This is a genomic window from Aeromonas sp. s4 (assembly GCF_040907855.1).
Classification (GTDB): domain Bacteria; phylum Pseudomonadota; class Gammaproteobacteria; order Enterobacterales; family Aeromonadaceae; genus Aeromonas; species Aeromonas caviae.
On record NZ_JBFOCP010000026.1, the window covers coordinates 1 to 13,132 of the forward strand.

The 13,132-nt window shown below is 59.9% G+C and carries 12 protein-coding genes and 1 pseudogene; 4 read left to right on the plus strand and 9 right to left on the minus strand.

What is annotated here, in order from left to right; all coding sequences use genetic code 11:
- Window positions 1-986, minus strand: a 986-nt coding sequence (locus tag AB5Y89_RS06970) for an IS481-like element ISAs19 family transposase (protein WP_368223271.1), incomplete at its 3' end; no start/stop codon positions are given.
- 502 nt (window positions 987-1,488) lie between these two features.
- Window positions 1,489-1,698, minus strand: a pseudogene (locus tag AB5Y89_RS06975) (adenylyl-sulfate kinase); the annotation flags it as partial.
- A gap of 153 nt (window positions 1,699-1,851) precedes the next feature.
- On the opposite strand from AB5Y89_RS06975, the gene AB5Y89_RS06980 reads away from it, so the two are divergent.
- On the plus strand, window positions 1,852-2,259 hold the full coding sequence (locus AB5Y89_RS06980) for a hypothetical protein (protein ID WP_129146497.1): 408 nt from the start codon (window positions 1,852-1,854) through the stop codon (window positions 2,257-2,259).
- Window positions 2,260-2,543: 284 nt separating this feature from the next.
- Window positions 2,544-2,867: a hypothetical protein gene (locus AB5Y89_RS06985; RefSeq protein ID WP_226044687.1), complete on the plus strand. Its 324-nt coding sequence runs from the start codon at window positions 2,544-2,546 to the stop codon at window positions 2,865-2,867.
- Between the two features lie 330 nt (window positions 2,868-3,197).
- Here AB5Y89_RS06985 and cysC read toward each other — a convergent pair whose 3' ends face one another.
- From cysC to cysG, 5 genes are all read right to left on the minus strand, one after another.
- Window positions 3,198-3,791, minus strand: a complete 594-nt coding sequence (gene cysC, locus AB5Y89_RS06990; RefSeq protein WP_368223274.1) for an adenylyl-sulfate kinase — start codon at window positions 3,789-3,791, stop codon at window positions 3,198-3,200.
- A gap of 347 nt (window positions 3,792-4,138) precedes the next feature.
- Window positions 4,139-5,863: an SLC13 family permease gene (locus AB5Y89_RS06995; RefSeq protein WP_042007068.1), complete on the minus strand. Its 1,725-nt coding sequence runs from the start codon at window positions 5,861-5,863 to the stop codon at window positions 4,139-4,141.
- A 4-nt stretch (window positions 5,864-5,867) separates the two neighbouring features.
- The gene (gene cysN / locus AB5Y89_RS07000; protein WP_368223276.1) at window positions 5,868-7,295 is read right to left on the minus strand and encodes a sulfate adenylyltransferase subunit CysN; all 1,428 of its coding nucleotides are present in this window, start codon (window positions 7,293-7,295) and stop codon (window positions 5,868-5,870) included.
- Between the two features lie 23 nt (window positions 7,296-7,318).
- Window positions 7,319-8,287 carry a sulfate adenylyltransferase subunit CysD gene (cysD, locus tag AB5Y89_RS07005; RefSeq protein WP_052224733.1) on the minus strand — a complete coding sequence of 323 codons (969 nt, stop codon included), beginning with the start codon at window positions 8,285-8,287 and terminating at the stop codon, window positions 7,319-7,321.
- Window positions 8,288-8,391: 104 nt separating this feature from the next.
- Window positions 8,392-9,816 (minus strand): siroheme synthase CysG, encoded by a 1,425-nt coding sequence (gene cysG / locus AB5Y89_RS07010; RefSeq protein WP_368223279.1) that lies wholly within the window; start codon window positions 9,814-9,816, stop codon window positions 8,392-8,394.
- A gap of 197 nt (window positions 9,817-10,013) precedes the next feature.
- Here cysG and AB5Y89_RS07015 point away from each other — a divergent pair, with 197 nt between their 5' ends.
- Entirely contained in the window at window positions 10,014-10,937 is a 924-nt protein-coding gene (locus AB5Y89_RS07015) for an SPFH domain-containing protein (RefSeq protein WP_029314806.1), read from the plus strand.
- Window positions 10,934-11,389, plus strand: a complete 456-nt coding sequence (locus tag AB5Y89_RS07020; RefSeq protein WP_010675601.1) for an NfeD family protein — start codon at window positions 10,934-10,936, stop codon at window positions 11,387-11,389. Before AB5Y89_RS07015 ends, AB5Y89_RS07020 begins: the two co-directional genes overlap by 4 nt.
- 80 nt (window positions 11,390-11,469) lie before the next feature.
- Here AB5Y89_RS07020 and AB5Y89_RS07025 read toward each other — a convergent pair whose 3' ends face one another.
- On the minus strand, window positions 11,470-11,715 hold the full coding sequence (locus tag AB5Y89_RS07025; RefSeq protein WP_010675602.1) for a hypothetical protein: 246 nt from the start codon (window positions 11,713-11,715) through the stop codon (window positions 11,470-11,472).
- 306 nt (window positions 11,716-12,021) lie between these two features.
- Window positions 12,022-13,071: an oxidoreductase gene (locus AB5Y89_RS07030; protein ID WP_010675603.1), complete on the minus strand. Its 1,050-nt coding sequence runs from the start codon at window positions 13,069-13,071 to the stop codon at window positions 12,022-12,024.
- Between the last annotated feature and the right edge of the window lie 61 nt (window positions 13,072-13,132).

Sequence of the window (13,132 nt, forward strand, 5' to 3'; positions counted from 1 at the left end):
ATGCTGTAGGGGGTCTGACCCTCCATCATCCTGCCCTGATGTGGCCGCTGGGTGTTGTAGTGTTCCAGGTAGCTATCCAGGTCTGTCTGCATCTGCTCCACCGACTCATACCAGGTCGTCCTCCCCTTGATACGGAAGTGCTCATCCAGCAGTGTGCGGTGCAACCGCTCGATAAAGCCATTGCTCTGCGGCCTGCGTACCTTGGTTGTCCGGTGTTCAATTCCCTCCAGTTGCAGAAACAGCTCGTAGGGATGATGGTCAGGGCGCCCACAGAACTCGCGCCCGTTATCTGACAGGATGGTATAGACCCGTGCCTCGTGGGTTTCAAAGAATGGCAGCACCGTTTCGTTGAGCACATGGACCGAGGTGATGGGCAGCTTGCTGGTGTAGAGCCGCCCCCAGGCGTGGCGGCTATAGCAGTCCAGCACGGTTTGCAGATACACCTTGCCGACCCCCTTGAGCGCGCCGACGAAGAAGGTGTCGACCGCCACCAGTTCCCCGGTGTAGTGGACCTCAATCTGGCGTTCGCGAAACTCGGGGCTGAAGCGCTCGAGCAGGCGAATTTGCTCGTCATTGAGCTCAATCGTTTGTTCCCGATGGGTTTTCTCAAGGCGCAGCAAGCGGTCGTGTTTGGAGAGCAAATCGTGACGTTGCCACACGCCACGCACGCCGCCGGCACTGACGTTGATGCCTTGCAGAGCTAGTTCTTGCGCGACCCGCAGCGGACCGTGAGTAGGCCTGGTGAGGGAGTAATCGAGGATGGCCTGCTCAATCTCGGGCGCGACCCGGTTGGGATGAGCCCCTTTACAGCCGGGCAGTTTGTCGAGCAAGCCCTCGGCGCCATAGGTCTGGTAATTACGACGGATTTCGTAGAACTGCTGACGACTGTAGCCGATGAGCTTGCAGGCTTTGCTGACGTTATTGAGCTCTTTGGCGAGTTCTAGCAGGCTGAGTTTACGACGTGCTACTTTCTCGTTGGTGGTCATACGGTGACTCCAGATAACACGGTAGGGGTACCGTTTTGTTATCCGGTTTGAAGCCGTATGACCACTCCCTTTTGTGGGCAACTGTCAGGTGAATACCATCTCCATACATTCTGACAATCGCGAATAACCCTGCCACGATATAAGCAATGGTCGGAAGGTCTCCTTGCAGGGTTGCTATCGGCAGCCTTGGAATAGCCAAGGCTCGTCGGTGTCACTATAAGCTGGATTTATGGGTTTTCCGCTGATGACCCAACTTCTGCTTATAGTGGCTGCCGCCAGCACACAAATGCTTGTTGCGGTCCACTTATCGGCCACAGGCCGCTTGTCAGATGTGCTGCCGATTCCATGACACGCTCAGAAAAAAAGAGGGTCGCTTTACCCTTGCGACACCCATCTGCGCTCTATTTGCTGCTTACGGCTTACTGCCCAGGTGATTACCCGGTTGCCGGGATAACACCGGCTCCAGACGCCACAACTAATGTAAGACGGCGCCACTCAACAACTACAGATAGTTCCCCTGTCGTAGGGCAGTCAGCAACTCATCCACCAGCCTTGCCGGCGTTTAGCAGGTGGATTTCCGGCAGCTCCGGTGCCTCGTAGGCGGAGTCGATACCGGTGAAATTGCGGATTTAGCCCTCGCGCCTTCTTGTAGGCCCCTTGGGATAGCCGCGAGCAGTGCATCGACATTCTCCTCGATAAAACCATCAGTCAAGTTGATGGGTTTATCTAATTTTGCAGGTCCTCCTTCATCATTGTAAGCACAATATTTTCACCTCCAATTAGCTGATACAAGGTAAAGGAAAACCTATCAGGAAGAGAATTATGAGAGCCTTATCTTGACACACCACCAATACATGGAATAATTATGATAATTGAATGCCCGAAATGTTTTAAGAAAAATGATTTACATCTAGAGGCAAAAGTTAAATGTGGTCATTGCCAAGAAGAATTAACAGGAAGCACTTTCAAAAAACCGATTATGTCAGGCGGCGCTATATTAGTTATTGGCCTAGTGAGTGGACAAATAGCTGACTATGCTTTGTTTGATAATCGATATCCAATGCACGTCGAGTATTCTATTGTTGATGCATGTGCCAACTCAAGTCCTGAGCTGATAAGTAAAAATATCTATATTGATAGAAGGAATGTTTGTTTATGTGCAATGCAAGGCACTATGAATGAGATCTCATACATCAGATACAAGGTTGATAAAGAAAGCTTTTTATCAGCGTTTCGAAAAAACTCTAATGAGTGTATGAGGCGGGAAGGCTAGCTTCACCGCCTTTTCTTATCTAGAGTTATTTGCCACTTTTTGAAGGTGCGTTTCCTCTTCCTCCTCCTGAGGGATTGCCCGTCGTCGACGGCCAGTTACCACCTGTTCCTGTGTGTGAAGAAGGGCCTCGACTACTGCCCCCCTTACCAGCATTACCTGCATTACCTGAATGTGAAGTGCTACCTTTTGCCATATCTCATCACTCCCTATATAAGTTCACATATCCAGAGTCATACTGGACATGTAAACATTAATGATGATGTGGGGGACATTTGGAGACAAAGATGCAACCAGATGATTTTGCAGTAAAAATTAAAAATGAGATGTCTAGGATCGGCTGGAGCCTTAATGATTTTGTCATGGAGTATGATAAGTATCACTCATATAAATCAAAGCTCACCATTGACTCGCTAAAAAAACAGTTATCAAGAAAAACAACCAACCAATCCTTACTTAAAAATTACCTTGACTTCATCTATCAGCATGAGACATGGAGGAAACTAGATAATATCAAGCCCTTATTTATCGATGATGAACTTGAGGGTGAATTCATTATTGAAATGGCCAAAATATCATGCGAAATCACAAAGACACTGAAAAAAACCTAGTTTCCTCCACCGTCTGAATGCAACAATCTGGCATACAGCTTGGTAAGTACTCATCTCGGTCACAGACAGATTTTCTTTTCCTTGACCACCTGCACTGAGGCAACAATGCAGTGTCGTGAGACAGGAATTTCGAGAGATGGAAGTAAATGTAATCCCTTTGACCAACACTGTCGGAACTTTATCAGGGGGAATTAGAGGCGCTCGACAATATAGAGCTAATCTGCGGAGGGAATCCTTTATTTTCACGTTTATTGCGCCCAAGTTCAGCCAGCAATAGACAAAGGGGCAAACGCCCCCCTGTTTATCAAAATTCGACGCTGACAACCGACCTTAATCAATCAACCCCCGCTGCCGCAGAGCCGTCAGCAGCTCATCCACCAACACCGCCACCGGCTTGCCGGCGTTGAGCAGATGGATTTCCGGCTGCTCGGGCGCCTCGTAGGCGGAGTCGATACCGGTGAAGTTACGGATCTCGCCCGCCCGCGCTTTTTTGTAGAGCCCCTTGGGATCGCGCTCTTCACACACGCTAAGGGGCGCATCGACAAACACTTCGACGAACTCCCCTGCACCCACGAGATTGCGCACCAGCTCCCGCTCGGCACGAAACGGCGAGATAAAGGCGGTGAGGACGATCAGTCCCGCATCCACCATGAGTTTTGCCACTTCGCCGACCCGGCGGATATTCTCCTGGCGGGCGGCGTCATCGAAGCCGAGATCGCCACAGAGGCCGTGGCGCACATTGTCCCCATCCAGCAGATAGGTGTGCTTGCCCGAGGCGGCCAGCGCCTGCTCCAGCGCCCCCGCCAGGGTGGACTTGCCAGCCCCGGAGAGCCCGGTAAACCAGATCACCAGGGGCTTTTGCCCCTTCTGCTCGGCCCGGCTCTGTTTGTCGACGGCATGGGCATGCCACACGATATTGCTCATCCAACACTCCTTGATTGGCGCTCACGCCTCAAAACTTAAACTGTCCGGCACCACAGGGAGCCACCTCGGACTATCAGCCGACAACGTGCTGATGCCATGGCATTGCTCACCCAACACTCCTTGATTGGCGCTCACGCCGCGATACTGAAAACTGTCCGTTACCGCAGGGAGCCGCCTCGCACCATGAGGCGGCAAGGTGCTGATGCCCTGATATTGCGCATGCAACACCCCCTGATTGGCGCTCACGCCCGGATGCCAGTGCCCTGGCACTCCCCTGCATCATAAGCAGCCTTGATAAAAGCCGCGTTAACATAAGCAGCCCTTAACACATCCCCCGGTATCAGACCTTAAAACGGAAACAGCAGGGGCACCATGACGATCACCCCGATGCTGTAGGCCAGGGAGACAGGCAGGGCTAATTTAAGATAATCCGGCATCTTGTAGTTGCCCGCCGCATAGACCATCAGGTTGGTCTGGTAGCCGTAGGGCAGGATAAAGCTGGAACTCGCCCCGAACAGCACCGCCAGAATGAACGGCATGGTCGAAACGTCCATGCTGAGCGCCAGCTGGAATCCCATGGGGAAGGCCAGGGCCGCCGCCGCGTTGTTGCTCATCAGCTCCGTCAGCACCAGGGTAAACAGATAGATCCCCACGAAGGCGATAAAGGGACTGGCCCCGTTGAACTCCCCCATCAGCCAGTCGGCGATGAGCTTGGCCAGGCCGCTCTTCTCCAGCTGATCGGCGATGGCGAGCGCCCCGCCCACCACCAGCCAGATATCCAGCGGAAAGCGGCGGCGGATCTCGTCCAGGGTCAGGATGCGGGAGAAGAGCAGCACCACCAGCATCACCAGCAGCCCCTTGAAGAGCGGCACCAGATCGAGCACCGACAGGGTCAGCACCCCGAGGAACCCCGCCACCACGGCGGCGCTGCGCGTGGCATCGAGCCGGGTGGAGGCCTCCAGCCCGCTCACCACCACGAACTCCCGGGAGAGGGACTTGTTGCCCGCAAACTTGGGGCCGGGGGCCAGCAGCAGGGTGTCCCCTGCGTGCAGCTCAATCTGGCCGAGGCCGCCGGTGAGCTGGGTCTCGCCCCGGCGCACCGCCAGCACCACCGCATCGAAATGGGTGCGAAACTCCGCATCCTTGATGGTCTGCCCCACCAGGCGCGAGCTGTGGCTGACGATCACCTCCACCAGGTGCTGGCCGTTGAGGCGGTGCTGGCCGTAGAGATCCAGCCCTTTGAGCTCCTGCAACACGCCGACGCTCTCCACGTCGCCGCAAAACAGCAGCATGTCCCCCTCGTGCAGCTCGTGTTCCGGCTGCACCGGGCAGATCACCTGGTTGCCCCGGATGATCTCGGCAAGATAGAGGCTTTTCAGGCTGCGCAGGCCGTTCTCCTTGACGCTGCGCCCGGCCATCGGCGAGCCGGGGCCCACCTTGGCCTCGAGAAAATAGCCGGATTCCCGGCTCATCTCGGTGTCCTGCTCAGGCAGGTGGCGGGCAAACAGCAGCACGGCGATGAGGCCGGTCAGCAGGGTCCCCGCCCCCACCATGAAGAAGTCGAACATGCCGAGCGGCTTGGCCCCCATCTTGATGAGGAAGCTGTTGACGATGAGGTTGGTGGAAGTGCCGATCAGGGTCAGCACACCGCCAAAGGTCGCCGCGAAGCACATGGGCAACAGCAGCCGTGAGGGCGCATGGTTGGGGTTGCGTTTGACCGCCCCCAGCATGGACGCCACCACGGCGGTGTTGTTGACGAACGCCGACAGGAAGGCGGTGGAAAACCACACCTTCACCAGCACCTTGTTGAAGGAGCCGGTGCCTACCAGGTTGGCAAACCAGCTCATGACCCGGGTCTTCTCCACCGCGAGCGACACCAGCAGCAGCAACACCAGGGTCAGCAGGGCGCTGTTGGTGTAGCCCGCCACCACGGCGTTGATGTCCGCCAGGCCGCTCAGGTAGGTGATGAGCACGGCGCCCGAGAAGAGCAGCGCCGGCCGGAGTTTGCCCTGGATCAGCAGGGCGACGAGGGCAGCCAGCAGACCCAGCACCAGGGATTGTTGCCAGGTCATGGGCTTACTCCTTGCCGGAATCGTTGCTGATGGTCAGCGCCTGCCAGTGGGGGAAGTGCTTGCGCACCAGGGCGTTGAGCTCCACTTCGAACTCGCTGTATTGCCCTGCCATCACCTTGGCCGCCAGCCCTTCCACTATCATGCCGGCACCGACGGTGACGTTGGTCAGCCGGTCGATGAGGATGAAGCTGCCGGTGTCGCGGATCTCCTTGTAGGGGTCGAACGCCACCGGGTCGGTCAGGCTGAATTCGCACAGGCCGATCTCGTTGAGCTTGAGCTCGGAGGCGGGCAGCTCGTCGAGCTTGTTGATCTCGATGCGGTGGCGGATGGCCTCCACCTGGCCACGGCTCTTCTTGGTGGCCAGCTTGACGTCATAGACCCGGCCCGGTTGCAGGGACTCTTCCCCCATCCAGACGATGTGAGCCAGCACGTTCTGGGTCACCTGGGGCTTTTTCGCCGCATCCACCAGCAGGTCGCCCCGGCTGATGTCGATCTCGTCCGCGAAGGTGACCGTGATGGCCTGACCCGGCAGGGCGTACTCCAGATCCCCGTCGAAGGTGACGATGCGGGTCACCGTGCTCTCTTTGCCGGACGGCAGCACGGCAAGCTTGTCGCCCACCCGCAGGATGCCGGAGGCCAGGGTACCAGCGAAGCCGCGAAAATCGAGGTTGGGGCGGTTCACGTACTGCACCGGCAGGCGCACCGGGTGACGCTCCAGCTCGCGCTCCACTTCGGCAGACTCCAGCAAGGAGAGCAGGGTCTCGCCCTGGTACCAGGCCAGCTTGTCGCTCGGGTTGACCACGTTGTCACCGTCCAGGGCCGAGACCGGCACGATGTGGATGGTGTCGACGCTGAGCTTCTTGGCGAACTCGCGGTAATCGGCGCTGATGCGCTCGAACACCTCCTGGCTGAACTCCACCAGGTCCATCTTGTTCACTGCCACCACGAACTGCTTGATGCCGAGCAGGCTCGCGATAAAGCTGTGGCGGCGGGTCTGATCCAGCACCCCCTTGCGGGCGTCGATCAGGATGATGGCCAGATCGCAGGTGGAGGCGCCGGTGGCCATGTTGCGGGTGTACTGCTCATGGCCCGGGGTGTCCGAGATGATGAATTTGCGCTTGGCGGTGGAGAAATAGCGGTAGGCCACGTCGATGGTGATGCCCTGCTCGCGCTCCGCCTGCAGGCCGTCCACCAGCAGGGCCAGGTCCAGCTTTTCGCCGGTGGTGCCGAGCTTCTGGCTGTCGGACTCCAGTGCCTTCAGCTGATCTTCATAGATCTGCTGGGAGTCGTGCAGCAGGCGGCCGATGAGGGTGCTCTTGCCGTCGTCCACGCTGCCGCAGGTGAGAAAACGCAGCAGGCTCTTGTGCTGCTGGGCGTGCAGGTAGGCTTCAATGCCCTGTTCGCTGATGGCGGTCTGAATGTGGTTGTTCATGTTGCGATTCCTTAGAACATTTTTTAGAAATAGCCCTGACGCTTCTTCTGCTCCATGGAGCCGGCCTGATCGTGGTCGATGAGCCGCCCTTGCCGCTCGCTCGAGGTGGTGATCAGCATCTCTTCGATGATCTCCGGCAGGGTGGTGGCATTGGATTCGATGGCCCCGGTCAGCGGGTAGCAGCCGAGGGTACGGAAGCGCACCAGCTCCTGCTTCACTTCGTCTTCCGGGCCGATGGGCATGCGATCGTCATCCACCATGATCTTGATGCCGCCGCGATCCACCACGGGGCGCATGGCCGCGAAGTAGAGCGGGACTATGTCGATGTTCTCGAGATAGATGTATTGCCAGATGTCCAGCTCGGTCCAGTTGGAGAGCGGGAAGACACGGATGCTCTCCCCCTTGTTGACCTGGCTGTTGTAAACGCGCCACAGCTCCGGGCGCTGGTTCTTCGGATCCCAGCGGTGGGACTTGTCGCGGAAGGAGTAGACACGCTCCTTGGCGCGGGATTTCTCCTCGTCGCGACGGGCACCACCGAAGGCGGCATCGAAGCCGTATTTGTTGAGCGCCTGCTTGAGCCCCTCGGTCTTCATGATGTCGGTGTGCTTGCTGCTGCCGTGCACGAAGGGGTTGATGTCCATGGCCAGACCGTCCGGGTTCTTGTGGACGATGAGATCCAGCCCGAACTTTTTGGCGGTCTCGTCCCGGAACTTGATCATCTCCTTGAACTTCCAGTTGGTGTCCACGTGCAGCAGGGGGAAGGGGATCTTGCCCGGATAGAAGGCCTTGCGGGCCAGGTGCAGCATGACGGAGGAGTCCTTGCCGATGGAGTACATCATCACCGGGTTTTCAAATTCGGCGGCCACCTCGCGGATGATATGGATGCTCTCGGCTTCCAGTTGCTGCAGGTGAGTCAGTCGCTCGCGGGTGACACCTGCACGGATGCTCTGTGCATCGGATGGCTGCAGTTGGGTCAGTCTTTCACGGTCCATGTCTGGGTCCTCGGTTCATTGCTATCGCACCTGCTCGGGGCGCGGTGTTGGTTCAGTTCGGTGCCGCCTTGGCCGCACCGTCAAATCGATTCGGGTCTCGCCTCTCAGGCCAGGCTCACCAGCTTGAGCTCGTGGCCGCTTGCTGCCTCCTGCCCTTGCCCCTGTTCGCCAAACCAGGCGAGTTGCTGGCGCAGGGCCACCACTTCACCGATGACGATAAGCGACGGGCTCACCGCCTGCTGGGCCAGCTCGGCCAGATCCGCCAGGGTGCCGGTCAGCACCCGCTGACGGGCCGTGGTGCCCCGCTCGATGATGGCGATGGGGGTGGCGGCGCGTCGGCCATGGCTCACCAGTTGCTGCTGGATATGCTCGGAGCGCATCAGCCCCATGTAGATGACCAGGGTCTGGTTGGTGGCCGCAAGCTGCTGCCAGTCGGGCTCCTTGCCCTCCTTCTGGCAGTGGCCGGTGATGAAGACGGCACTCTGGGCATGGTCGCGGTGGGTGAGCGGAATGCCCGCATAGGCGGTGGCACCGGCGGCGGCGGTGATGCCGGGCACCACGGAGAAGGGAATGCCCTCCTCGGCCAGCACTTCCAGCTCCTCGCCACCACGGCCGAACATGAAGGGATCGCCCCCCTTGAGGCGCACCACCCGGTTGCCCGCTTTGGCATATTCCACCAAGAGGCGATTGGTCTCTTCCTGGGGCACGCTGTGGGCCCCCGCCTTCTTGCCGACCGACACCAGGGTGGCATCGCGGCGCACCAGGTCCAGGATCTCGGGGGAGACCAGCTGGTCATAGAGCACCACTTCGGCCTGCTGGATCTGTTGCAGCGCCTTGAGGGTCAAGAGGCCTGGATCCCCCGGGCCCGCCCCCACCAGCACCACTTCGCCCACTTCGGTACGGGCTTTGTCCAGTCCCTCGTTCAGCCACTGCTCGGCACCCTGCCAATCGGCTTTCTCAATCAGACCGGCCAGGGTGTTGGAGGCAAAGGCGCGCTCCCAGAAGCGGCGGCGATCGGAGAGGGAGGCAAGCACCTGCTTGGCCCGGCTGCGCACCCGGCCGGAGAGCTCCGCCAGACCGCCAAGATGGCGGGGCAGCAGGCTCTCGAGCCGCTCGCGCAACAGGCGCACCAGCACGGGGGCCTTGCCGCCGCTGGAGACGGCCACCACGATGGGGCTGCGATCGATGATGGAGGGGAAGATAAAGCTGGAGCGCTCGGGGTCATCCACCAGGTTGACGAACAGACCGCGCTCGGTGGCGCTCTGGTAGACCAGGGCGTTGACCTCGAGATCGTCGGTCGCGGCCACCACCAGGATCTGCCCTGCCAGGTGGGCCGGGTCGAAACGCGCCGCCACATGGGTGAAGCGACCGGCAAATTCATGGAACTCGGGCTCGAGCGCGGGAGAGACCAGGGTGATCCGGGCACCTGCCGCCAGCAGCAGGCGCGCCTTGCGCAGGGCAACCTCGCCCCCGCCCACCAGCAGTACCGGGCGGCCTTCCAACCTGGCAAACATAGGTAAATAATCCATCAGGGCCCGCTCCTCGGCATCGCGACATCTGGGGCGACTATAGGCAGGAGCGCTTATCCCTCAAAATAATAAAAAATGCTCTTTAATGCGTTTTGGTAATTAGTAAAGCCGTGTGGCGGCAATAGAGAAGCGAATCTGCTTGTGGTGGATGGCACCAGACCCTAGGCTAGTGAAAGTGTTTCATAAGGAGCTTAATCATGAATGAGTCATTGATTGTATTGGGGATCTTCATATTCCTGGTACTCGCCACCCTGAGTGCCGGCATCAAGATAGTGCCCCAGGGTTACAACTGGACCGTGGAGCGCTTCGGCCGCTACACCCGCACCCTCTCCCCGGGCCTCAACCTGCTGATCCCCTACATCGACCGCATCGGTCACAAGATCATCATGATGGAGCAGGTGCTGGACATCCCGGCCCAGGAGGTGATCTCCCGGGACAACGCCAACGTCACCATCGACGCCATCAGCTTCGTGCAGGTGGTGGATGCCCGCAAGGCGGGCTACGAGGTCAACGATCTCACCAGTGCCATCCGCAATCTCACCATGACCAACATGCGGACCGTGCTCGGCGCCATGGAGCTGGACGAGATGCTCTCCCAGCGCGACACCATCAACGAGAAGCTGCTGCGCACCATGGATGCCGCCACCGCCCCCTGGGGCATCAAGGTGACCCGGATCGAGATCAAGGATGTGCGCCCGCCCCTCGCCCTGGTGGAAGCCATGAACGCCCAGATGAAGGCCGAGCGCCAGAAGCGGGCCGAGGTGCTGGAGGCCGAAGGGGTGCGCCAGTCCAAGATCTTGAAGGCCGAGGGGGAGAAGCAGTCCCAGATCCTGAAAGCCGAGGGTGAGCGTCAGGCCGCCTTCCTCGCCGCTGAAGCGCGGGAGCGGGCCGCCGAGGCGGAAGCCAAGGCGACCCACATGGTCTCCCAGGCGATCGCCGAGGGCGACATGCAGGCCATCAACTACTTCGTGGCCCAGAAATACACCGAGGCCCTGGCCCGCATCGGTGAAGGCCCCAACAGCAAGATCATCATGATGCCCCTGGAAGCGGGCAGCCTGATAGGCTCGGTGGCGGGCATGGCCGAGCTGTTCAACAAAGACGGCAAGGCGGGCAAATCATGACAGCCCTGTTCGAGGGGCTGACCCACTGGCACTGGCTGGGACTCGGCTTCGTGCTGCTGGCCATCGAGGTGATGGGGTCGGTGGGCTTTCTGCTCTGGACCGGCATCGCCGCCCTGGAGGTGGGACTCTTGCTGCTGGTCTGGCCCTTTGGCTGGCAGGCGCAGTTGCTGCTCTTCGCCCTGCAATCCCTGCTCACCACCTGGGCCTGGTGGCGCTGGCAGCATCGCCGGGATCGCTCCGGGCTGGATGCCGCCGCTCCCATCAACGAGCGGATGCAAAGCTACATGGGCCGCGAGCTGACCCTGCTGGACGAGGTCAGCCAGGGGATGAGCCGGGTGCATCTGGACGACACCGTCTGGACGGTGCGCTGCAACGCGCCGCTGCCGGCTGGCAGCCGGGTCAAGGTGGTGGGGGCCGACTCCCACATCCTGCTGGTGGAACCCCTCGGCTGACCGGGCAACGCCCCGTCATGGCTATAAAAAAACGGGCCCGGCGCGAGTGCGCCGGGCCCGTTTTTCAATGAGGTGCTGGCTTAGTTGGCCTTGGCATCGCTCACGGCAGCTTCAGCCTTGGTGGCCACGTCAGCGGCAGCCTTCTCGACAGTAGCGGAAGCTTCGGAAGCAGCCTTCTCGACGGTAGCAGACGCTTCGCTAGCGGCTTTCTCGACAGTGGCAGCAACGTCTGCGGCCGGGGTCGCAGCCGGAGCGGCAGCTTCTTCTTTCTGACCACAGGCGGTCAACATCAGACCCAGGATACCGGCTACCAGTACTTTGTTCATGTGCATACCCTCAAAAAAAGATGGAGAGATGGTGCAGGGACCATCACTGTACGCCCCGGCTCCTGTCGGCACACCGGCCGCTGGAGCCCGAAGGCGCGCGAAATATATCCCCATATGCGGCCGATGAAAACGCGTATCACAATGATATTTTCTCGTTGGCATGATAAGAAACACTGCTGCAACGACAAATATTAATATAAAACACCCATTCATCACCAGATTCGCACAACAAATCGCCAATTACCTGACGATTGCCAGTCAGCCATTGTCTTTCTGTCAGGCTCTCGGCGCTGCCGGATAACGCCGTCAGTCAGACAGCTTCTGACAAGGCAGGCGCCGCCCCTGCTGGTCGCTCTCCCGGGCCAGGTCCAGCAAGGCCATCACCGCCAGGGCCTCGTCGGCGGGCACCGGGTTCTCCCCTTCTCCCCGGATGGCGGCGCAGACACCGCGATAGTAGGCGCCGTAGTCCCCCGCCTCGCCAGCCACGGTCTGCTGCAGGAGCTGACCGTCCCGGATCTGGCTGAGCTGGCCGGGGGCGGGATCCACGCCCCAGTCCGCCGCCGGAGGCCGCTTGCCCTCCTTGAGCTGCTCCTCCTGCACGTCCATGCCGAACTTGATGAAGGAGCCCTGACTGCCGTGCACCACGAAGCGGGGCATCACGGCCGACACCAGACAACTGCCGTGCAGAATGACCCGCATCTCGCCGTAACCCAGCACCACATGGAAGTAGTCGTCCGCCAGGGCCCCGGGGCGCTGCTTGCCCAGATCCGCCTGCAACCAGTCCGGCTGGCCGAACAGCTGAAGCGACTGATCCAGGATATGGGGGCCGAGATCGAACCAGAGACCGGAGCCCGGGCCGCCCGCCTCGCGCCAGCGCTGGCGCACCTCGGGGCGATAACGATCGAAGTGGGATTCGAACTGGGCTACTTGCCCCAGCGCCCCCTCCGCCAGCAGACGGCGCACCGTGAGGAAGTCCCCGTCCCAGCGCCGGTTGTGGAAGATGCTGAGCAGCCGTTGCTGCTTCTCCGCCAACTCGACCAGCGCCTTCGCTTCGGCCAGATCCAGGGCGAACGGCTTGTCGATCACCACGTGCTTGCCCGCCAGCAGGGCCTCGCGAGCGATGGGGGCATGGGTGTCGTTGGGGGTGGCGATCACCACCAGATCGAGGCTGTCATCGGCCAGCACCTGCTCCAGGGTGCCGACCCGGGTGCCGGGCAACGCGGCCTGTACCTTGGCGGCATCCCGGCTCACCACCCAGCGCAGGGTCAGGCCCGGGGTCGTGGCCAGGAAGGGGGCGTGAAAGGTCTGTCCTGCAAAGCCGTATCCCACCAGGGCGGCGTTGATTGTGTGGCTCATCCGGTTTTCTCCACGGGTCTGTGATCATGCGAGGCAGGCGGGTCGCCTGAAAAAGAGAAGG